This window comes from Pseudomonas sp. GL-RE-26 (genome assembly GCF_019956275.1).
GTDB classification, from domain to species: domain Bacteria; phylum Pseudomonadota; class Gammaproteobacteria; order Pseudomonadales; family Pseudomonadaceae; genus Aquipseudomonas; species Aquipseudomonas grandcourensis.
The window spans coordinates 19,912-39,258 of record NZ_JAHBDI010000004.1; the positions used below are offsets into that span (position 1 = coordinate 19,912).

Consider the following 19,347-nt stretch of genomic DNA (forward strand, 5'->3'; position numbering starts at 1 on the left):
ACTGCCTCGCAGAATCAGGCCTGACGCTGGTGCTTGTCGATTTGCTCGTGACGTTCCTGAGCTTCGATGCAGTACTTGGTGGTCGGGCTGATCAGCAGGCGCTTGAGGCCAATCGCCTCGCCGCTGTCGTCGCACCAGCCGAAGCTGTCTTCCTTGATGCGTTCCAGCGCTTGTTCCAACTGAGGCAGCATGCGCTGGTCGCGATCGATCGCGTTCACCAGCCAGGTGCGCTCTTCTTCGACCGAAGCCGCGTCTGCCGGATCGGCCGGGGTGTCCAGGCTTTCGATGGCAATGCGGTTCTGTTCGATGCGCTCATGGGTTTCGACTTTCATGTTCTGCAACAGCTCGGAGAAAAAAGCGTGTTGCTCGGCATTCATGTAGTCATCCGCCGGCATGGCCAGCAACTTGTCCTTGGTCATTGATATCTCTATAAAAAAACGTGCATTAAGGCGAATAAGGGAGCGTTCCGGCAGACCTGGTCAGGCCATCGGAAAGGCGCCGTTTGTTCCAAGCGCCACCCGGCACTCAATTTACGAGGGGCGGCAGTCTACGGCCGACTTGAGGCCTCAGCAACTGAAAAGACTGCGAATTTGTCCGACAAAGCCCTGAAAATGCTCTAAGGCAGGCTTTGAGGCGGTAATCGGAGTGCGTTTATAGCAAGAAATTCAATCGAGCGGCTGTATATAGAAGACAAACGGCTGGCATCGGGCACTATTCACGGTCATTTGCAGGGCCGCGAACCTCAGCTAAGGTTGTCCCTCCCGAAATGGCCATATAAAGGAAAGGACCATGAAGCTGATCGGTATGTTGGACTCGCCCTATGTCAGGCGCACCGCCATTTCTGCCAAATGCCTGGGAATCGCGCTGGAACATCGATCGGTCTCGGTGTTTCGCCACATTGAACAATTCCAGCAGATCAACCCGGTGGTCAAGGCGCCCACCCTGGTGCTCGACGACGGTGAGGTGTTGATGGACTCGACACTGATCATCGACTACCTGGAAACCCTGGCCGGCAACAGCCTGATGCCCGTCGAGCCGAGTCAGCGCCTGCGCGCGTTGCGCCTGATCGGCCTGGCCCTGGCCGCCAGCGAAAAATCCGTGCAGCTTTACTACGAGCGCAACCTGCGGCCCGAGGAGATTCAATTCGAGCCTTGGGTGCAGCGGGTCGAAGGACAACTGACGGCAGCCTATTCGGCGCTGGAGCGGGAGCTGGAAAAACAGCCGCTGAAGACTGAGGGTTCGATTGATCAGGACGGCATCACGTTGGCAGTGGCCTGGAGCTTCACCAACCTGGTGGTGCCGGACCAGGTGAGTGCGGCGCAGTTTCCGCGAATCGCAGCGTTCACGAAGTATGCCGAGGGGCTTGAGGTGTTTGCCAGTACGCCGATTGACTGACAGAGTCATTTCGCCTGATCTGCATTGTTTATTTGCGTTTATAGCTTTTATTGCCACTGGGGGTCAGGCAATAAACGCCGCCTCTGGGCCCGGTACAAAACGAACCGGTGCCACAGGAACAACCCTGCGTGTCCTGGAACAACGTTTGCGGTCGCGCCTGGCTTTTACCGCCAAACATTGCCGAGCAACTTTTCTTCGAGCCACTGATGGAGCCGTCATTACACAGGAACAGATCGCCGTCGCATCGATCGATTCCACCTTTCTTCCCGGAACAGGGTGTATTGCCAGCCCAGGCAGGCGAACTGAAAACACTGAACAGCAACAGACAAATCGGCATCCAGCCACAGCGGATCGAGTTACGCACGATGCAGCACCCTATTGAAGTTGTGGCCCAATGATATCAATGTTGCGAACTACGACCCCGGCTAGATGAAAGTTAATTTATTAAGTCGCGGGCAATTCTTGGCAAAATGCTCGCAACTTCGTAATGAACTGCTTATCAGGCCAGCCCTATGACCCGCATCTTGACCATCGAAGACGACGCCGTGACCGCCCGGGAGATTGTCGCCGAACTGAGTAGCCACGGCCTCGACGTCGACTGGGTCGACAATGGCCGCGAAGGGCTGGAGCGGGCGGTCAACGGCAACTATGACCTGATCACCCTCGACCGCATGTTGCCCGAACTCGATGGCCTGGCGATCGTCACCACCCTGCGGACCATGGGCGTGGCCACGCCGATCCTGATGATCAGCGCCCTGTCCGACGTCGATGAGCGCGTGCGCGGCCTGCGTGCCGGCGGCGACGACTACCTGACCAAACCCTTCGCCACCGATGAAATGGCCGCCCGGGTCGAAGTCCTGCTGCGCCGGCAGAACACCGTGACCGCCCAGGCCACCACGCTGCGGGTGGCGGATCTGGAGCTGAACCTGATCAGCCACGAAGCCAGCCGCGACGGTCAACTGCTGACGCTGTTGCCCACCGAATACAAACTGCTGGAATTCCTGATGCGCAATACCGGGCAAATCCTCTCGCGGATGATGATTTTCGAGGAAGTCTGGGGTTACCACTTCGACCCCGGCACCAACCTGATCGACGTACACATCGGCCGTCTGCGCAAGAAGATCGACCCACCTGGCAATGCCCCACTGATTCGGACCGTGCGAGGCTCGGGTTATGTCATTGCCGAACCCGTCTAAAGGCTGGCGCTCTTCCAGCAGCCGTCTGCTGGCGCTCTACAGTTCGCTGTTCGTGATCTGGAGCGGGATCCTCATGGGAGTCATGTACTACGAGGTTTCCGCTTACCTGGACAACCTGGCCAAGCATTCGCTGATGCAACGCCAGCACCTGTTTTCGCGCTTCTTTGGCGAGCAACTGGTGGACGCCCTCGCCGTCAGCATGACCTTCGACATCCGCGGCATCGACGCCTACGGCCTGTTCGATGCCCAACACCGTTACCTCAGCGGCGCCCTGCGCTACATTCCGGACGGTTTGCCGCTCGATGGCAAAATCTACATGCTGCGCGATTGCGACGCCTCCGACGACAGCGACGAGCAGACGCTGCCCGCCGACAGCTGCGACGCCGTGGCGACCCGCACCCTCGACGGCCGCTGGCTGGTGCTGGTGCGCGACAACGGATCATTGTTCGCCGTGACCCGAATCATTCTTCACGCCTTGTTCTGGGGGGTGACCCTGACCATCGTGCCGGGCATAGTCGGCTGGTATTTGCTGCGCCGCCGCCCGTTGCGGCGCATTCGCGGGATTCAGGCCAGTGCCGAAGCCATCGTCGCCGGCGACCTGAGCCGGCGCTTGCCACTGTCCAATCGGCGTGACGAACTGGACATGCTCGCCGCCATCGTCAACGCCATGCTCGAACGCATCGAGCGCTTGATGAACGAGGTCAAGGGTGTGTGCGACAACATCGCCCATGACCTTCGCACGCCCCTGACCCGCCTGCGCGCGCAGCTATACCGCATGCAACAGCAAGCCGGCGAAGGCTCGCCGCAGGCCATGCAACTGGACTTGGTGCTGGCCGAGGCCGATACGCTGATGGCGCGTTTCCGTGGCTTGCTGCGGATCTCCGAACTGGAAGACCGCCAGCGTCGCTCCGGCTTCGTGCAAGTCGACCCGGTGGCGTTGCTGCAAGAGTTGCATGAGTTCTACCTGCCACTGGCAGAAGACGACGGCTTGGTGTTCCAGCTGCACCTGCCCGCGTCATTGCCGTCCCTCAATGGCGACCGTGCGTTGATGTTCGAAGCGGTGGCGAACCTGCTCAGCAACTCGATCAAATTCACCCCGCCCGGCGGCGCGGTGATCTTGCGCGGGGTCAATGATGGCGGGCACACGCGTATCGAAGTGCTCGATTCCGGCCCGGGCATTCCCGAGGCGGAACGTGAAGCGGTGTTCCAGCGCTTCTATCGCGCCGAGGCGGGCAATCATAAAAGCGGCTTCGGGCTGGGGCTGTCCATCGTCGCGGCGATTGTCAGCCTGCACGGTTTTACCCTGGAAGTGGCCAGCAGCGAACTGGGTGGCGCGCGGCTGGTGCTGGACTGCCAGGAGAGCCTGATTCCTCAAGCCTGAACACCGTAGTCCCTCTGTAGGAGCTGGCTTGCCAGCGAAGGCGGTTTCTCATTCAACAAACAGGTTGGCTGACACGCCGCCTCGCGAGCAAGCTCGCTCCTACAGGGGATTTGTGTTTTGACGGTCAGGCCGGGTATTTGGCCCGCAGCGCTTCAATTCCCCCCTGATACACACCCGCAAACAACGCTTCCACTTCCCCATCACTCACGCCAACCGGTTCAAACCGGCCCGACCAGGTCACCCGCGCACGCTCGCCAAGCGCTTCAACCTTGATCGTCGCCAAATAATCAGTCACCGGAAATGGCGAATGCACAAACGAGTAACTGTAGGTTTTCGCCGCGTTGTCGAACACTTGCAAACGCTCGACCACCACCGTGCCATCGCTGGTTTCCAGCCGGCGTACCCGCCCGCCTTCGCTCAGTTCACTTTTGGGAATGAACGGAATCCAGTCCGGCAGCGAGTTGAATCCGCCAATCAATTGCCAGACCTGATCGGCCGAGGCCGGGACTTCGATCGTTGCTGATGCAGTTGCCATATCGGGTGCTCTCTCAAAATTTTTTGGGTTCAGATGGCCAGGCTGTCGACGACACCGCCGTCGACCCGCAAGGCAGCTCCGGTAGTGGCCGAGGATAACGGCGAAGCGATGTAGGCCACCAGATTGGCGACTTCCTCGACATCCGCCACGCGCTGGATGATCGACGTTGGCCGGGCCTTGCGCACGAACGCATCGGCTTCGTCCCGGGCGCTGCGTCCGGATTCGGCCGTGGCGTCCTTGAGCATGTCTTCCAGGCCATCGGTAAAGGTCGGGCCGGGCAGGATCGCATTGACCGTCACGCCGGTGCCGGCCAGGCGTTTGGCCAGGCCATGGGACACGGCCAGGTTGGCGCTTTTGGTCACGCCATAGTTGATCATGTCCGCCGGGGTCGCCACGCCGGACTCCGAAGACAGGAAGATCACCCGCCCCCAACCCTGCTTGACCATGTCCGGCGTGTAATGCCGGGACAGGCGCACGCCGGAGATCACGTTGACCTCGTAGAAGCGTGTCCACTCACTGTCCGGGGCGTCGAAGAAATCCACCGTGTTGAAGATCCCCAGGTTGTTCACCAGGATGTCTGCCCGTGGTTCGGCGGCGAACAGTTTTTCGGCGCCCTCAACGGTGCCAAGGTCTGCGGTCACGCCGCGCAACTGCGCACCGGGCACGCTTTGACGAATGCTCGCCATTGCCTGCTCGACCTTGGCCGTGTCGCGGCCGATCACCACCACCGTGGCGCCTGCCTCGGCCAGTGCCTTGCTGATGCCCAAGCCGATGCCGGCGGTGCTGCCGCTGACAATTGCGAGTTTTCCGCTCAAATCGATTTTCATGCTCAAGCTCCAATGAGGGGATAACGGAGTGCGCTCGGACGCCGCGCAAAAGGATCGGGAAGAGTGTAGCGGCAGCCCGGGCCAAGGGGCTGCTCACTCGTTTTGAAGGGATTGTTCAGCGGATGCCAGTGTTACTTCATGAAAGCTGCAGACCTTACTGCGGAGAGGAACTTGCGCCCTCGCCAGATGTATCCAAGTGTGGCCTACCTGTCAGCTCTCGAGATACAGGGTGCGATCAGGCGTTCCACCTTTCGATACAGTGCTGTTGGCCCCGTCGATAGCCTGAACCGGAGTTCAACGATATCGATTCGGCAAAACACTCGTCGCACTGGAAAACTGCACCGCACAGGGCGGCGCCACTATCGGGGCATTGATCGACTGCAGGAACACCGGCTCGGACTCGCGCAAATATACCGGCATGTCGGTCACCGGTGGCATGGCCGGAATCTCGAAGTACATCTGCACCACCCAGCCACGGTGATAGCTGGCGTGGTTGACCACGTGCATCAGCATCGCACCGGCGCTCATGGTGCCGCTTTCGCCTGAGACAAAGGAGAATTCCAGGGGCTTGTCCAGGGAGGCGTCGGTTTGCCGGGCACTCCAGTCGCAGTACCAGCGATCGATGGCTTTTTGCGCCATGCGCAGTTCGGACAGGTCGGCGTGCAGCAGGTCGTGTGAGGTCTTGAAGCCATGCCCCCGGCCTTCAAGGTGCGCTTGCCAGATGCAATCGACCACATAGACGTGATTGAGGGTGCCGATCATGTTTTTGAACACCGACACCCGTTCTTTTTTGACTTCGCCCGGAGGGAGCGCCGCGAGGCTGTCAAAGAGGCGCTGATTGGCCCAGCGTTTGTAATCGGCCAGCAGGCAGGCAGTGCGTACGGTGATCATCAGAGTTCTCCGATGGCGGTAAGCGCACCCCCTAGCATAGACCCGATGGCCGCACAGCAGCGCCAGCCCTGATCATCGGTCGTCCAGGCGTTGCACCACGAGTTCGGCGAGGGCCAGGCAACTGGTCAATCCCGGTGACTCGATGCCGAACAGATTGACCAGCCCCGCCCCCCCATGTTCGGCGCGACCGCTGATGAGAAAGTCGGCAGCCGGTTCAGTCGGCCCGCTGATTTTCGGACGAATGCCACTGTAGGCCGGTTGCAGGCTGTTGTCCGGCAAACCCGGCCAATAACGGCGGATCGCCTGATAGAACCCCTCGGCCCGGTGGGGCTAGACGCGGTAATCGATGTGCTCGACCCATTCGACATCCGGCCCGAAGCGCGCCTGCCCGCCCAGGTCCAGCGTCATGTGCACACCCAGCCCCGCGCTCTCCGGGGCTGGATACACCAAGTGGCGAAACGGCGCCCGGCCGCTGAGACTGAAGTAACTGCCCTTGCACAGATACGCCCGGGGAATGAATTGCCCCGGCAGTCCGACGATGCTGCTCGCCACCTCGGGAGCGGACAACCCAGCGCAATTGATCAATTCGCGGCAGCACAATGTCATGGGTTGACTGCCGCCCATGTGCAGCTCGAAACCCTGCTCGATGCAACGGGCCGATAGCAGCGGCGTGTGCAAGGCCAGCGTCGCGCCAAACCTTTGGGCATCACCCTGAAGCGCCAGCATCAACCCGTGGGAGTCGACAATGCCGGTAGACGGCGACCACAGCGCCGCGACGCAGGACAACGCCGGTTCTAGCTCCCGGGCCTGCGGGCCATCCAGCCATTGCAGGTCATCGACACCATTGACACGCCCCTGCTGCAACAGGCGCTGCAAAGCCGAGCACTGCTGCTCATCGGTGGCCACGATCAGCTTGCCCACACGCCGGTAGTCGACACCGTGCTCATCGCAGTAAGCGTAGAGACGCTGCTTGCCGTCCACGCACAACCGCGCCTTGAGGCTGCCGTCCGGGTAATAGATGCCGGCGTGAATCACTTCCGAGTTACGCGAACTGATGCCCGTGCCGATGCCCCCGCCGGCCTCGACCACCAGCACTTCCCGCCCGCTCATGGCCAGGGCCCTGGCCACCGCCAGCCCGACCACGCCAGCCCCGATCACCACGCTTTGAATATCGACGTTCAACGACCTTGCCTCCCTCTCACCCCGCTCCTCGCTAATGCCAGGGAACTCTCGGTGACCGCCACGCATCCTAAACTATGTGGTACTTCCCTTATGCTTCATGCTGTCGGAGGACACCGTCATGCGCCGCATATTTATCATTTCTTCCTTGGTACTTTGTTTGCCCTTCGGCTCGGCCTTTGCCAAAGTGGATGCCGAAGATGTCGCCACCTCAGCCGGGGTTTCCGCCTCGCTGTACTCAACGTTCAAAGACCACAAACTCATGATTCCCGCCCGGGATGACGCATCCAGCTTCGTCGCCAGTGGCGGTGCGATTCGTGGTGCTTATCTGGAGGCGGTGTTGAAAAAGATCCGTCAGGACAATCCCGCCCTCAACAACGCAAGCGACGAAGACCTGGCCCGCGCCATTCTCGTCCAGGAAGGCGTTGCCGCCGATCACTGAAGATCGTAATCGCCAGCAGTGGGGCTTGTGACACCGGGATAGCGTTTCCAGCCCTATCTGGCGTGCGTGCCGGTGGACAAACGTGACCATCCGGCCACAAGTTGCGCGTTGATGCTCACCCCGCCGCACACCACGATCACCACGTCATGGGCGTCGGCAATCGCCGGGTGGTCCAGGTAGGCAACCGCCAATGAAACACCGCATGCTGGCTCGACCAGCTGACGCAAGTCATTGGCGTAACGCACTACGCCCATGATCGCCTCATCATCACTGAGCACCACGCACTCATGGGGGAAATCGCCGATGTGCTTGACCGGCCAGGCGGCCACTTGCGCGGCGCCCAGGGACGTGGCGACGGTGTCGATTTTCGCCAACTTGACCGGGTGCCCGGCCGCCACCGCCGCGGCGAACGACGCCGCGCCTTCGGTTTCGCAGGCTACGATGCGGCAATCGGTGCGCCGATGACGGATCAGCCCGGTGAGTAGCCCCGCCAGCAAGCCACCGCCGCCCACCGATGCCACCAGCACATCCACTGGCGGGCAGTCGTCAAGGATTTCATCGACCATGGTGCTGTGCCCTTCCCACAACAGCGGGTGGTCGAAGGCCGGCACAAATTCACTGCGTGGGTCCTGGGCGAGTTCCCGTGCCCATTGATTGGCTTCGTCCCAGACCTTGCCGTGCACGATCACCTCGGCTCCGGTATTGCTGATCCGCGCCCGGGTACTTTGCGGGGTGGTGTGCGGCACCACGATGCATGCCTTGAGCCCCAGGCACGCAGCGGCCATGGCCGTGGCCAGTCCCGCGTTCCCGGCAGAGGGGCAGACCACCTTGCGCTTGCCCTGCTGCGCCGCCCGGCTGCACAGCAAACCCATGCCGCGCAACTTGAACGAGCCGCTGGGTTGCAGGTTTTCCAGTTTCAGCCAGATTCGGCGGGTCGGGGTCGAGAGGCCAGGGTGCAGGATCAAAGGCGTTCGGATGTGAAGCATGTCGGTTCCTGTTACACGCCACCGGCTCGCCGAACAGGTCAACGAGCCAGCGGTGAACGGTCCTCTCATGCAAGTTTAGTTCACCCGGCCTCGGGGCGACCGTCTCAGCGATAACGCGGCGCCGCCACGCAATTGCCAAACAACCCGGACAACGTCTTGCGCTGGGCTTCGTAACGGTCCCACTGACTGCCATCGTGCAGCCCTGGAATGGTCACCACTTCGCCAGCCGCCAGGCCAACGAGTGCGGCATCGACCATGTCTTCGGCGGACATCACGATTTCCTTCGGCAGGTTTTCCACCGGGTTGCCGGCCTCGCTCCAGAAATCGGTGGCGGTCGCCCCCGGCAACACCGCCTGGATGCGTAGGCCTTTGTCTGCCAGTTCATGCTGCATCGACTGGCTCAGGCTCAAGACGAACGCCTTGGTCCCACCGTACACGCCGTTGAGGATTTGCGGAGCGATGGCGACGATGGAGGCGATGTTGATCACGGTGCCGGTACCCCGGGCGACGAAGCCCGGTACGGCGGCATAGGCCAGGCGCATCAACGCCGTCACGTTGAGGTTGATCATCGCTGCCATGTCATCCACGGGACTGGCGAGCAGCGGCATGACGGCACCGACCCCGGCGTTGTTGACCAACAGGGTGATGCTGGCGTCGTTATGCAGGATCTGTTCGACCCGCAGCGAATCCGCCTTGATCGTCAGGTCGGCGGCCACCACCTCCACGGTGCGCCCGGTTTCGTCGCTCAAACGGTTGGCCAGGGCATTGAGCTTGCCCTGGCTGCGGGCCACCAGAATCAGGTCGTAACCCTGTCGGGCCAGGCGGTCGGCATACACCGCGCCGATGCCCGAAGAAGCGCCGGTGATCAGTGCAGTGCCTTTGGATGAAAGCGCCATGGTGCAATTCCTCTACGGTGAGGCGAGAGATTCGCCGGGTGCTGACCGTTATAAAGGGACTTACGAATGTCTCAAATGACGTTTAAAGTACGTTTTTCGGACATAACCGTTTGAGGACAGGCCGATGATCAACGTGGCGTTCGTGGTTTTCGAGGGTTTCCAGTCCATGGCGCTGGCCGCCATGCCGGTATTCGAGTACGCCAATTTCAGTGCCGCCGAGGCGCTGTATGACGTGCGCGTGCTGTCCGAAAACGGTCACAACCTGCGGGCCTCCGGCGGTTTGAGCGTCGGCACCGAGGCATTCGACGCTCGCGTGTTCGACACGGTGATCGTGGTCGGTGGCGATTCCATCGTCGAACAGGCCCCCGAGGTCGTACTGGATTACCTGCGGGCCAGCATCAACACTGCTCGCCGTACGGCGTCGATCTGTTCCGGGGCGTTCGTCATGGCCCAGGCCGGCTTGCTCGACGGACGGCGGGCCACCACCCACTGGGCCTACGCCCGGGAACTGCAGGCGCGGTTTCCGGCGATCAAGGTCGAGGCCGATCGCATCTATGTGATCGATGGCTCGATCTGGACTTCCGCCGGCATGACGGCGGGTATCGACCTCGCCCTGGCCATGGTGGAAAAGGACCACGGCGCCGAGTTGGCACGGGCCGTGGCGCAGAAACTGGTGATGTACCACCGCCGCGCCGGCGGCCAGTCGCAGCACTCGGCGTTGCTGGAGCTGGAGCCGAAATCCGATCGTATTCAAACCGTGCTCGGCTACGCCCGGGAACACCTGGCCCAGCCCCTTTCGGTGGAGCAACTGGCACAGGTGGCCAACCTCAGCCCCCGGCAATTCAGCCGGGCGTTTCGCGCCGAAACCGGGCAATCGCCGGCCAAGGCCATCGAAAATCTGCGCCTGGAAGCGGCGCGACAGATGCTCGAACGCGGGCGCCTGACCCTCGACCAGATCGCCCTGGAAACCGGGTTCACTGACCGCCGACGCATGCGCGAAACCTTCCTGCGGGTGTTCGGGCAACCGCCGCAGGTGATTCGGCGCAATGCAAGAGCAGAGGTAGCTTGATCGCGCCCTCGCCCGACTTGGGAACCCTCGGTATCTACACTGAACCTGACGGAGGTTACTTTTGGAGGCACCATGAAAATCTCGGCCAAACTGGCGTTTTTCGCCGTCGTCAGCACCCTCGCCTACCTGGCCCTGGCGATCTGGGGGCTGGGTGGTTTCGCAGCCTATTTCAGCCACGGTTCACTGGTCGTCGTTGCCCTGGCCACCCTGATCATGGCTGTCGTTTCTCTGTTCACCGAGGTCAACCTGAGTTCGGGGGAACGCGAAGACCGGGCCAACCGCTGGGTCATCCCGGCCTTCGGCGTGATCGGGTTGCTGAGCGGGTTTCTGCCGGCCTATACCGACCGCATCGATTTCTGGACTTTTGGCGGTGAGGGCGTGCGCTGGTTCGGCGCGCTGTTGTTCATCGTCGGCGGCGCGCTGCGGTTGTGGCCGGTGTTTGTGCTGGGCAAGCGCTTCAGTGGGCTGGTGGCCATTCAGCCGGGGCATCGACTGGTCACTGATGGGATCTACCGCAACCTGCGCAACCCCAGTTATCTGGGGATGATGGTCATCGGCATGGGTTGGGCACTGGCTTTTCGTTCTGGTGTCGGGCTGATATTGGTAGCGCTGACGCTGATCCCGCTGATCGCGCGCATTCACTCGGAAGAAGCCTTGCTGAGGGCGCAGTTCGGCAGCGAATACGAGGCCTATTGCGCCCGCAGCTGGCGGCTGATCCCAGGACTTTACTGACAGAAACACTGATCCAACATTAGACGGCGTGCAGGCGCAGACCTTCGGCATCCACCAGAACTTGCACCGATTCATAACTTGCCAACGTCGCATGCGGCGTCTCAACAGGCTGCTCATGAGTCGCCGTGACAATCATCAAGTCCGCCCCCGCCGCCTCGGCCGCCAGAATCCCCACCGTGGCGTCTTCAAAAACCAGGCACTGCCCAGGCTCGACACCCAGGCGCCGGGCCGCGAGGCGGTAACCCGCGGGGTCCGGTTTGCCGGCAGTCACATCCTCTGCGGTGATCATGATGGCAGGTTCGGGAATCCCCGCTGCCGCCATCCGCCGCAATGCCAGTTCCCGCGGGGCGGAAGTGACGATGGCCCACTGACGGGCTGGCAAAGACCGCAAGAATTTCGACGCGCCAGCCACTTCCAATACCCCATCGACATCGACGATTTCCGCTTCGGTAATCCACGCGGCTTCGGCCTCGGCATCCACCCCGGGCAAGCCCAGACGCCTGATGGTGTCGATGGCGCGGGCACCGTGAATGGTCGGCAGGAAGGTCTCGACATCGACGCCATGGCGCACGGCCCAGGTGGTCCAGACCCGCTCGGCGGCAGCAATGGACGTCAGGACGGTGCCGTCCATGTCGAACAGAAAGGCACGGTAGGTCGAGTTGAATACAGAGTGATCGGACAAGGAAAAGAACCTCGCGGGTACCGGACGGATTTGCCCGGCAATGTAGCATCTGCGCGCAGTTCAGTTGAGTCGTTTGGACTTGAACGTCTGGCCCACGCAATCGAGCAGCCCGCCAATCATCCAGGGTTTCTTGATGAAGGAGACCGCGTGCCGCACGCCTGCGCTTTCAGGGGTTTCGAAACCGGACATGATCATGATCGGCTTGTCCGGCCAGCGATCGCCGAACTGGTTGGCCAGGTCCGCGCCGTTGAGCATGCCGGGCATGGTGATATCTGTCAGCAGCATGTGCACCTGCGGCGCATGCTGTTCCAGATAGATCGCTGCCGCGTCCGCACTGATTTGCGGCTCGACGACAAAACCTTCCTCCTGAAGAATCTCACAGAGAAACTCCAGGATCATCGGGTCGTCCTCAACCACCAGAATCAACCCGCCAGGGAGATCTCCACCCGCCGTCGGTACTCGACTCATGACCGTGCCGCTCCCTGATTGCCTCAATGATTTCGCGGGTTCTGATCCGCCACCTAAAAGGTATGAGCAGCGGACTCGGCGGAAATTCATTTTTGATGCAGTCAGGCGACCGGTCTCAAGCGTCCTGATCAATCTTGCGCATCTGGCGGCACGTTATCCCTGAAGCCCTGCGGAAAAAACCTGTGGGAGCGAGCCTGTGTGGCGAGGGGGCTTGCCCCCTCGCCACACAGGCTCGCTCCCACAGGGGATTGCGGCGGTTGGACTTACTGCGACATTTCGCTTTTCTTCATCGCATCCTTGGACATGGCGTCTTTTTTCATGCCGTCCTTGCTCATGGAGTCCTTGGACATTGCATCCTTGGACATGGCGTCCTTGGACATCGAATCGGTCTTCTTCATCGCGTCTTTCTTCATCGCATCCTTGGACATGGCATCTTTGGACATCGAATCCTTGCTCATGCTGTCGTTGCTCATAGTGTCGGCGGCAAAAACACTGGCAGCACCAACGGCCAGGCACATGGACAGAACAACGGTGGTCAACTTTTTCATGATGAATCTCCTTGGAGCATGGGTTTGCGGACGGTGAATGTCTCGGCCGTTCATCAGCTGCCACCGAACCAGTTGTAGCCCTGGTCTTCCCAGTAGCCGCCCGGATAGGTGTTGGTGACGAACATCGCCTGAATGTGTTTGGGGTTCTTGTAGCCAAGCTTGGTGGGCATGCGCAGCTTCATCGGGAAGCCGTATTCGCGCGGCAGCACCGCGCCGTCATACGTCAGCGTCAGCAGGGTCTGCGCATGCAGCGCGGTGGCCATGTCGATGCTGGTGTAGTAGTCGTCGGCGCATTTGAACCCGACGTACTTGGCATCGGTGTCGGCGCCGATGCGCTTGAGGAAATCGCTGAAGCGCACGCCGCCCCAACGCCCGATCGCGCTCCAGCCTTCTACGCAAATGTGCCGGGTGATCTGCTCGGTCTGGGCCATGGCGCGCAGCTCTTCAAGACGCCAGCTGCGTTTGTCGGCGACCAGCCCGGTGACTTCCAGGCGATAGCCCTCCTCCTCCACCGTCGGTGCCTCGTCGATGCCGTAGAAGGCATTGAAGGGAAACGGCCGGGTGATCATCGATTCGGGATAGGTCGGCGCCATCGCATTGGGGTTGAACAGCCAGCCCTGCACCCGGTCGTTGAAGCGCGACATGGACGACAGTGCGGTGTCGACGCTTTCGTTGTCGGTGATGTTGCAACCGGACAACATCGCCACGCCGCCGAGGGTCAGGCCACGCAGCAGGAACGAGCGGCGCGAGCGGTCTTCGATCTGCGGGGCGAGGATCTTGCGGGCGTCGGTCAGGATCGACGCCTCGTCCAGCCCGGGTACCTGAATGCGCTTTTTCATACCTGCTCCTTGCGGCCGACGATCATGGCCAACAGCGTTTTCGGAACCAGTGCGACCATCACCAGATGCACCGCCACGAAGGCCACCAGCAGCGCCATGGCGAAGAAGTGCACGCGGCGTGCGCCCTCGTAGCCGAACAGCAACTCACGCAGCAGCGGGAACTGCACCGACTTCCACAACACCAGCCCGGAGAGCACCAGCAGCGTGATGTCGACCATCACGAACAGGTACGCCACCCGTTGCACCTGGTTGTAATGACTGAGGTCGGCGTGTCCGAGCTTTCCGCGTAGTGCGTCCCACAGGTCATGCAGCACGCCTTTGGGCGACACCGGGAAGAAACGCCGCTTCAGGCGTCCGCTGAACAGGTTGAAGGCCAGGTAGATCAGGCCGTTGATCGCCAGGAACCACATCGCCGCGAAATGCCATTGCAGCGCGCCACCCAGCCAGCCGCCGAGGGTGATCGACTTGGGAAACCTGAAATCGTAGATCGGCGAGGCGTTGTAGATGCGCCAGCCGCTGGTGACCATCACCAGCACCGCCAGGGCGTTGAGCCAATGGGTCAGGCGTAGCCAGCGTGGATGACTGGACTTGGGTGAAGCAGTGTTCTGCGACATGTCCGGCTCCCGGTTGTTGTTCGTTGGAGCCGATTATGGGAGCCGGAAGATCGCCAAATCCTCACGTAAAGTTAAATTAAACGTGATAACTGCTCATTCACTGCCGACCAAAACCCTGTAGGAGTGAGCCTGCTCGCGATGACGGGCCATCAGTCGACATCAATGTTGAATGACAGACCGCTATCGCGAGCAGGCTCGCTCCTACAGGGTTCTGTGGTGGTCCGCCGGTTGTGCAATTATGGTTAAATGCCGCCCCCCGCAAATTGCCGACCCAGACCAATGAACGCAGATGCCCTCTCCACCCTTCACGACCACCTGCTGACCGCCCTGGCGGTCGCCCCCGCCGAAACCCGCCGCCTGTTCCACGGCCGTGGCCGTTGCTGGCCGGGGCTGGAGCAAGTGACCGTGGACTGGTTGCAAGGCGTAGTGCTGGTGGCGCTGTTCAAGGAGCCGGAAGCGGCGCAACTGGAAGACCTGAAGCAGGTGCTGATGGCGATCACCCAGTCTGAGCAATGGGCCCAGTCCGGCGCCCATACCCTGTTGCTGCAACACCGCTACCTGCTGCAAAGCACCACAGAGTGGCTGCTCGGGGACGTCATCGAGGAAATGACCATCACCGAAGGCGGGTTGAAGTACCGGGTGGACCTGGGCCGCAAGCAGAACACCGGGCTATTCCTCGACATGCGCTACGGCCGCGATTGGGTGCGGGCCAATGCAGAGGGCAAACGGGTGCTGAACCTGTTCGCCTACACCTGCGGCTTCTCGGTGGCGGCCATCGAAGGCGGTGCGAGCCACGTGGTCAACCTCGACATGTCGAGCCCTGCCTTGAACCGTGGTCGCGACAACCACCGGCTCAACGGCCACGACATGAGCAAGGTCGGTTTCCTCGGCCACGACCTGTTCAAATCCTGGGGCAAGGTGATCGGCAAGGGCCCGTACGACCTGGTGATCATCGACCCGCCTTCGTTCCAGAAAGGCAGCTTCCTGCTGACCAAGGACTACCAGCGCGTGCTGCGCCGGTTACCGGAATTGCTCAGCCCTCAAGGTACCGTGCTGGCGTGCATGAACGATCCAGCCTTTGGTGCCGACTTCTTGATCGATGGTGTGACCCGCGAGGCGCCAAGCCTGCGGTTCGAACAGCGGCTGGAAAATCCGCCGGAGTTCCCGGATGCGGATGTGGAATGTGGGTTGAAGGCGTTGGTGTTCAAGCTGCAGAGCTGAAAGATCGCAGCCTGCGCCAGCTCCTACGGACCTGTGCATACGCCTGTAGGAGCTGGCGAAGCTTGCGATTTTTTGACTTGGATCTCAACGCGGCCGCAACACCAGCGCAAACAACTCGCCATGCCCGTTGACGTTGAGCTTGTGATAGAGATTGCGCCGATGCACTTTCACCGTCTCCGGGGAGATGCCCATTTGCTGGGCGATGGCCTTGCTGGAGAAGCCCTGGAGAATCAGGCGCGCGGTTTCGATTTCCCGCAGGGTCAGGCGTGCGTCGAAGCGATCGAGCAAGGTTGCCAGGTCACTCGCCACAGCCTCGGCGACCGGCCCTTCCGGTGGCAGCAAATCCAGGTGTCGGCGCATCGCCGCCAGCACCCAGTCACGCACGCACAGCAGGCGGCCCTGCTCCTCGAGGCTGAAGCGAGTCGCACGCCCCAGGGACAGGCCGAGCACGGCGCCATCGACGTTGACCATGAACTGCAACTCATCCCCACCGACCACGGTGCTGAAGTAACTCAAGTAGTACTCGCTGTGCTGGAACTGGTCGGGGGCCACCGATTCGAGGCTGTGCAAACCATCGGCAATGCCCGCGCAGGCGGCCTGGTAGAACGGATCGAGCAGGTACATGCCGGCGCGGTAGTCCGCAAGTTCTTCCTGTTCATCACTGTTGCCCTTGGCATCGAAGTCAATCAGCAGGCGCGGCACATGGCCCGGGCGCATCAGCGCCACCAGCGCGTTGTCCAGCGGCACCAGCAAGCGCAAGGTATCGACCAGCGCACGCCAGAAACCGTCCTGCCCCACCGCCGTGAAGACCCGCGCCAGCCCCTGGTGCACCGGCAACTCTTTCAACAACGCGTCCACGCACTACCCCTTTTGAGTAACCCATGATGGGAATGGGTGAAGGCCACCCCGGTCGATACGCTGCAAACTCCTGATTACCACCGGCCGCAACAGGCCAGGAGTGCCGCATCATGAGTCGTCACCGCTTGTATTTCAATCTGGGGTTTGGCGCCTGTCTGGCGGTTTCGCTGTCGGCTTTTGCGGTCGAAGCCCCGACGGTGCACGTGTACAACTGGTACGACTACATCGGCCCCACCACCTTGCAGGACTTCAAGCGTGACACCGGGATTGCGCCGGTCTACGACACCTTCGACAGCGCCGAAGTGCTGGAAGGCAAGTTGCTTACCAGCCGCAGCGGCTACGACGTGGTGGTGGCCAGCAACTTCAGTCTGCCCACGCTGATCAAGGCCGGCGCCCTCGCCCCCTTGCCCCGTGCGCAGATGCCTGACTTCAAGAACATGGACACTGATCTGCTGGCGAAACTCGCCAACAACGATCCCGGCAACCAGTACGCCGTGCCCTACCTGTGGGGCACCAACGGCATCGGCTACAACATCGACAAAGTCCGCGCAGCGCTGGGTGACAAGGCGCCGGTGGATTCCTGGGACCTGGTGTTCAAAGAAGAGAACCTGGCCAAACTCGGCCAATGCGGCGTGGCCATGCTCGACTCGCCGTCAGAGATGCTGCCGGTTGCCCTGCACTACCTCGGCCTGCCACCCAACAGCACCAACCCCGAGGACTACAAGAAGGCCGAAGCGCTGCTGCTCAAACTGCGCCCGCACATCGCCTACTTCAACTCGTCGAAGTTCATCAGCGACCTGTCCAACGGCAACATCTGCGTGGCGGTGGGCTGGTCCGGCGCGATGCTTGAAGCCAAGAGCACCGCCGAGCAGGCCGGCAACGGCGTGAAGATCGCCTACAGCTTGCCCAAGGAAGGCGCGCCGGTGTGGTTCGACACGCTGGTGCTGCTCAAGGATGCCCCACACCCGGAACAAGGCATGGCCTTCATCGACTACCTGATGCGCGCCGAAGTCATCGCCCCGGTCAGCGACCACCTCAACTACCCCAACGGCAACCGCAGCGCGACCACGCTGGTGGCCGAAGCGACCCGCAACAACCCGGCCGTCTATCCGCCGGCTGAAGCCATGGCGACCTTGTTCACCCTCCAGCCTTTGCCGCCTGCCACCGAACGCGTGCGCACGCGAATCTGGAGCAAGGTCAAGAACGGTCAATGAATCCAGCTCTGTTCTGTGGCGAGGGAGCTTGCTCCCGCTTGAGTGCGCAGCACTCACAAAATCGACGTGTTAACCGAGATCTTGGGGCTGCTGCGCAGCCCAGCGGGAGCAAGCTCCCTCGCCACAAGATCGAGTTGGCCTGCAAATTTTCTGGAATGAATTAACGATGAGAAAACCCATGAAACCACGCGCCCGTGACCTGAACATCCCGATTGGCCAACTGCAACCCGGCCCGCTCAATGCCATCACCGACGTCCCCGGCGTACGGGTCGGCCACAGCGATGTGCGAGGCCGCACCGCCAATGGCCGCGACATCCTCACCGGCGTCACCGTCATCGAACCGCGCGCCGGTTCCACCAGCCAGCAACCCTGCTTTGCCGGCGTGCATGTGCTCAACGGCAACGGCGATGCCACGGGGCTGGAGTGGATTCGCGAGGCCGGCTTGCTGACCAGCCCCATCGCCTTCACCAACACCCACAGCCTGGGCGTGGTGCGCGACGCGCTGATCGTGCTCGACCGCGAGCAGCAGCCGGATGACGGGCGCCTCTACTGGAACATGCCGGTGGTGCTGGAAACCTTCGACGGCTTGCTCAACGACATCAACGGCTTTCACGTGAAGCCTGAACACGTGGCCCAGGCCGTGCGTTCGGCGACGGGTGGTCCGGTGGCCGAAGGCAATATCGGCGGTGGCAGCGGCATGATCTGCCACGAATTCAAGGGCGGCATCGGCACTGCGTCGCGCCGTTTGAGCAGTGTCCAGGGTGGCTGGACGGTGGGGGCGATCGTCCAGGCCAACCACGGCATTCGCAATGAATTGCGCGTCGATGGCTACCCGGTCGGGCGCTACATGGAACAGGTCGATTCGCCGTTCCTCAAGGCCTCGTTACCCCATCCTGGCATGGGTTCGATCGTGGTCTGCCTGGCCACCGATGCGCCGCTACTGCCACACCAGTGCACCCGCCTGGCCCAGCGCGCCAGCCTCGGCCTGGCCCGCACCGGCGGCGGCAATGAAGACCACAGCGGCGACATCTTCATCGCCTTCGCCACCGGTAACGATCACGTGCCACCGGCTGCCTACGAGAGCAAGAAAGCGCCGACCACCGACAACCTGAGCATGGTCAACAACGACCACATCAGCGAGCTGTTCCTGGCCGCCACCGAAGCCGTGGAAGAAGCCATCATCAATGCCCTGCTTGCCGCCGAAACGGCCGAAGGCAACGGGCATGGGGTGCAGGGGCTGGATGCCGAAACCCTGCTCAAGGCGTTGCGCCGCGCCGGCTGGCCGGGGGATACGACTAGCGGTACTTGAGTAAAACACTAGGTCTTTTTAGGATGAACTTACGCAGCCGCTTGTTTGTGCAAGCCGCCGCGTAG

The 19,347-nt window shown here is 61.6% G+C and carries 22 protein-coding genes and 1 pseudogene; 9 read left to right on the forward strand and 14 right to left on the reverse strand.

Annotation, left to right across the window (positions count from 1 at the left end; all coding sequences use genetic code 11):
- Positions 1-14: 14 nt before the first annotated feature.
- Positions 15-419 carry a TraR/DksA family transcriptional regulator gene (locus KGB07_RS02710; RefSeq protein WP_007907888.1) on the reverse strand — a complete coding sequence of 135 codons (405 nt, stop codon included), beginning with the start codon at positions 417-419 and terminating at the stop codon, positions 15-17.
- A gap of 370 nt (positions 420-789) precedes the next feature.
- Here KGB07_RS02710 and KGB07_RS02715 point away from each other — a divergent pair, with 370 nt between their 5' ends.
- Positions 790-1,395, forward strand: coding sequence for a glutathione S-transferase (locus KGB07_RS02715; RefSeq protein ID WP_223464455.1), 606 nt, complete (start codon positions 790-792; stop codon positions 1,393-1,395).
- Between the two features lie 28 nt (positions 1,396-1,423).
- Here the strand turns inward: KGB07_RS02715 and KGB07_RS02720 are convergent, their stop codons facing one another.
- Positions 1,424-1,732: a hypothetical protein gene (locus KGB07_RS02720; protein ID WP_080925405.1), complete on the reverse strand. Its 309-nt coding sequence runs from the start codon at positions 1,730-1,732 to the stop codon at positions 1,424-1,426.
- Positions 1,733-1,907: 175 nt separating this feature from the next.
- Between KGB07_RS02720 and KGB07_RS02725 the strand changes: the two genes are divergently transcribed.
- Together KGB07_RS02725 and KGB07_RS02730 are read left to right on the forward strand one after the other, a co-directional pair.
- Complete coding sequence (locus KGB07_RS02725; RefSeq protein ID WP_046043625.1) at positions 1,908-2,591, forward strand: response regulator transcription factor; 684 nt, start codon at positions 1,908-1,910, stop codon at positions 2,589-2,591.
- Positions 2,569-3,972: a sensor histidine kinase gene (locus KGB07_RS02730; protein ID WP_223464457.1), complete on the forward strand. Its 1,404-nt coding sequence runs from the start codon at positions 2,569-2,571 to the stop codon at positions 3,970-3,972. Before KGB07_RS02725 ends, KGB07_RS02730 begins: the two co-directional genes overlap by 23 nt.
- 124 nt (positions 3,973-4,096) lie before the next feature.
- Here KGB07_RS02730 and KGB07_RS02735 read toward each other — a convergent pair whose 3' ends face one another.
- The 4 genes and pseudogenes from KGB07_RS02735 to KGB07_RS02750 form a co-directional block, all read right to left on the reverse strand.
- The gene (locus KGB07_RS02735) at positions 4,097-4,507 is read right to left on the reverse strand and encodes an SRPBCC family protein (RefSeq protein ID WP_223464459.1); all 411 of its coding nucleotides are present in this window, start codon (positions 4,505-4,507) and stop codon (positions 4,097-4,099) included.
- A gap of 29 nt (positions 4,508-4,536) precedes the next feature.
- A complete protein-coding gene (locus KGB07_RS02740) occupies positions 4,537-5,334 on the reverse strand; it encodes an SDR family NAD(P)-dependent oxidoreductase (RefSeq protein ID WP_046043620.1) in 798 nt (265 codons plus the stop codon).
- A 294-nt stretch (positions 5,335-5,628) separates the two neighbouring features.
- Positions 5,629-6,225: a DinB family protein gene (locus KGB07_RS02745; RefSeq protein WP_223464460.1), complete on the reverse strand. Its 597-nt coding sequence runs from the start codon at positions 6,223-6,225 to the stop codon at positions 5,629-5,631.
- 72 nt (positions 6,226-6,297) lie between these two features.
- Positions 6,298-7,407, reverse strand: a pseudogene (locus KGB07_RS02750) (NAD(P)/FAD-dependent oxidoreductase).
- 118 nt (positions 7,408-7,525) lie between these two features.
- Between KGB07_RS02750 and KGB07_RS02755 the strand changes: the two are divergent.
- Positions 7,526-7,846, forward strand: a complete 321-nt coding sequence (locus KGB07_RS02755; RefSeq protein ID WP_046043617.1) for a DUF2388 domain-containing protein — start codon at positions 7,526-7,528, stop codon at positions 7,844-7,846.
- 53 nt (positions 7,847-7,899) lie between these two features.
- On the opposite strand, the gene KGB07_RS02760 is transcribed toward KGB07_RS02755, so the two are convergent.
- Together KGB07_RS02760 and KGB07_RS02765 are read right to left on the reverse strand one after the other, a co-directional pair.
- Positions 7,900-8,832 (reverse strand): pyridoxal-phosphate dependent enzyme, encoded by a 933-nt coding sequence (locus KGB07_RS02760; RefSeq protein ID WP_223464461.1) that lies wholly within the window; start codon positions 8,830-8,832, stop codon positions 7,900-7,902.
- Positions 8,833-8,936: 104 nt separating this feature from the next.
- Positions 8,937-9,728 (reverse strand): SDR family NAD(P)-dependent oxidoreductase, encoded by a 792-nt coding sequence (locus KGB07_RS02765; protein WP_223464462.1) that lies wholly within the window; start codon positions 9,726-9,728, stop codon positions 8,937-8,939.
- A 124-nt stretch (positions 9,729-9,852) separates the two neighbouring features.
- Here KGB07_RS02765 and KGB07_RS02770 point away from each other — a divergent pair, with 124 nt between their 5' ends.
- Positions 9,853-10,797, forward strand: coding sequence for a GlxA family transcriptional regulator (locus KGB07_RS02770; protein ID WP_223464464.1), 945 nt, complete (start codon positions 9,853-9,855; stop codon positions 10,795-10,797).
- 72 nt (positions 10,798-10,869) lie between these two features.
- Positions 10,870-11,529: a methyltransferase family protein gene (locus KGB07_RS02775; protein ID WP_223464465.1), complete on the forward strand. Its 660-nt coding sequence runs from the start codon at positions 10,870-10,872 to the stop codon at positions 11,527-11,529.
- 19 nt (positions 11,530-11,548) lie between these two features.
- Here the strand turns inward: KGB07_RS02775 and KGB07_RS02780 are convergent, their stop codons facing one another.
- The 5 genes from KGB07_RS02780 to KGB07_RS02800 form a co-directional block, all read right to left on the reverse strand.
- On the reverse strand, positions 11,549-12,211 hold the full coding sequence (locus tag KGB07_RS02780) for an HAD-IA family hydrolase (protein ID WP_080925404.1): 663 nt from the start codon (positions 12,209-12,211) through the stop codon (positions 11,549-11,551).
- Between the two features lie 60 nt (positions 12,212-12,271).
- A complete protein-coding gene (locus KGB07_RS02785; RefSeq protein WP_046043612.1) occupies positions 12,272-12,679 on the reverse strand; it encodes a response regulator in 408 nt (135 codons plus the stop codon).
- A 263-nt stretch (positions 12,680-12,942) separates the two neighbouring features.
- A complete protein-coding gene (locus KGB07_RS02790) occupies positions 12,943-13,227 on the reverse strand; it encodes a pentapeptide MXKDX repeat protein (RefSeq protein ID WP_223464466.1) in 285 nt (94 codons plus the stop codon).
- A gap of 53 nt (positions 13,228-13,280) precedes the next feature.
- Complete coding sequence (locus KGB07_RS02795; RefSeq protein ID WP_046043956.1) at positions 13,281-14,066, reverse strand: molybdopterin-dependent oxidoreductase; 786 nt, start codon at positions 14,064-14,066, stop codon at positions 13,281-13,283.
- A complete protein-coding gene (locus KGB07_RS02800) occupies positions 14,063-14,680 on the reverse strand; it encodes a cytochrome b/b6 domain-containing protein (RefSeq protein WP_046043958.1) in 618 nt (205 codons plus the stop codon). The genes KGB07_RS02795 and KGB07_RS02800 overlap by 4 nt, the downstream gene beginning before the upstream one ends.
- A 279-nt stretch (positions 14,681-14,959) precedes the next feature.
- On the opposite strand from KGB07_RS02800, the gene KGB07_RS02805 reads away from it, so the two are divergent.
- Positions 14,960-15,901, forward strand: a complete 942-nt coding sequence (locus KGB07_RS02805) for a class I SAM-dependent methyltransferase (RefSeq protein ID WP_223464467.1) — start codon at positions 14,960-14,962, stop codon at positions 15,899-15,901.
- A gap of 84 nt (positions 15,902-15,985) precedes the next feature.
- On the opposite strand, the gene KGB07_RS02810 is transcribed toward KGB07_RS02805, so the two are convergent.
- A complete protein-coding gene (locus tag KGB07_RS02810; protein ID WP_223464468.1) occupies positions 15,986-16,759 on the reverse strand; it encodes a helix-turn-helix transcriptional regulator in 774 nt (257 codons plus the stop codon).
- Between the two features lie 110 nt (positions 16,760-16,869).
- Here KGB07_RS02810 and KGB07_RS02815 point away from each other — a divergent pair, with 110 nt between their 5' ends.
- Complete coding sequence (locus KGB07_RS02815) at positions 16,870-17,973, forward strand: extracellular solute-binding protein (RefSeq protein ID WP_046043962.1); 1,104 nt, start codon at positions 16,870-16,872, stop codon at positions 17,971-17,973.
- Positions 17,974-18,151: 178 nt separating this feature from the next.
- Positions 18,152-19,282, forward strand: a complete 1,131-nt coding sequence (locus KGB07_RS02820) for a P1 family peptidase (RefSeq protein ID WP_223464469.1) — start codon at positions 18,152-18,154, stop codon at positions 19,280-19,282.
- Positions 19,283-19,347 lie beyond the last annotated feature (65 nt).

What these genes read in the sequence shown, in the direction of transcription:
- KGB07_RS02740 (WP_046043620.1), bottom strand. Translation starts at nt 5,334, where the DNA reads ATGAAAATCGATTTGAGCGGAAAACTCGCAATTGTCAGCGGCAGCACC.
- KGB07_RS02730 (WP_223464457.1), top strand. Translation starts at nt 2,569, where the DNA reads ATGTCATTGCCGAACCCGTCTAAAGGCTGGCGCTCTTCCAGCAGCCGT.
- KGB07_RS02785 (WP_046043612.1), bottom strand. Translation starts at nt 12,679, where the DNA reads ATGAGTCGAGTACCGACGGCGGGTGGAGATCTCCCTGGCGGGTTGATT.
- KGB07_RS02720 (WP_080925405.1), bottom strand. Translation starts at nt 1,732, where the DNA reads ATGCCGATTTGTCTGTTGCTGTTCAGTGTTTTCAGTTCGCCTGCCTGG.
- KGB07_RS02820 (WP_223464469.1), top strand. Translation starts at nt 18,152, where the DNA reads ATGAAACCACGCGCCCGTGACCTGAACATCCCGATTGGCCAACTGCAA.
- KGB07_RS02745 (WP_223464460.1), bottom strand. Translation starts at nt 6,225, where the DNA reads ATGATCACCGTACGCACTGCCTGCCTGCTGGCCGATTACAAACGCTGG.
- KGB07_RS02800 (WP_046043958.1), bottom strand. Translation starts at nt 14,680, where the DNA reads ATGTCGCAGAACACTGCTTCACCCAAGTCCAGTCATCCACGCTGGCTA.
- KGB07_RS02755 (WP_046043617.1), top strand. Translation starts at nt 7,526, where the DNA reads ATGCGCCGCATATTTATCATTTCTTCCTTGGTACTTTGTTTGCCCTTC.
- KGB07_RS02725 (WP_046043625.1), top strand. Translation starts at nt 1,908, where the DNA reads ATGACCCGCATCTTGACCATCGAAGACGACGCCGTGACCGCCCGGGAG.
- KGB07_RS02805 (WP_223464467.1), top strand. Translation starts at nt 14,960, where the DNA reads ATGAACGCAGATGCCCTCTCCACCCTTCACGACCACCTGCTGACCGCC.
- KGB07_RS02735 (WP_223464459.1), bottom strand. Translation starts at nt 4,507, where the DNA reads ATGGCAACTGCATCAGCAACGATCGAAGTCCCGGCCTCGGCCGATCAG.
- KGB07_RS02790 (WP_223464466.1), bottom strand. Translation starts at nt 13,227, where the DNA reads ATGAAAAAGTTGACCACCGTTGTTCTGTCCATGTGCCTGGCCGTTGGT.
- KGB07_RS02770 (WP_223464464.1), top strand. Translation starts at nt 9,853, where the DNA reads ATGATCAACGTGGCGTTCGTGGTTTTCGAGGGTTTCCAGTCCATGGCG.
- KGB07_RS02710 (WP_007907888.1), bottom strand. Translation starts at nt 419, where the DNA reads ATGACCAAGGACAAGTTGCTGGCCATGCCGGCGGATGACTACATGAAT.
- KGB07_RS02775 (WP_223464465.1), top strand. Translation starts at nt 10,870, where the DNA reads ATGAAAATCTCGGCCAAACTGGCGTTTTTCGCCGTCGTCAGCACCCTC.
- KGB07_RS02795 (WP_046043956.1), bottom strand. Translation starts at nt 14,066, where the DNA reads ATGAAAAAGCGCATTCAGGTACCCGGGCTGGACGAGGCGTCGATCCTG.
- KGB07_RS02815 (WP_046043962.1), top strand. Translation starts at nt 16,870, where the DNA reads ATGAGTCGTCACCGCTTGTATTTCAATCTGGGGTTTGGCGCCTGTCTG.
- KGB07_RS02715 (WP_223464455.1), top strand. Translation starts at nt 790, where the DNA reads ATGAAGCTGATCGGTATGTTGGACTCGCCCTATGTCAGGCGCACCGCC.
- KGB07_RS02765 (WP_223464462.1), bottom strand. Translation starts at nt 9,728, where the DNA reads ATGGCGCTTTCATCCAAAGGCACTGCACTGATCACCGGCGCTTCTTCG.
- KGB07_RS02760 (WP_223464461.1), bottom strand. Translation starts at nt 8,832, where the DNA reads ATGCTTCACATCCGAACGCCTTTGATCCTGCACCCTGGCCTCTCGACC.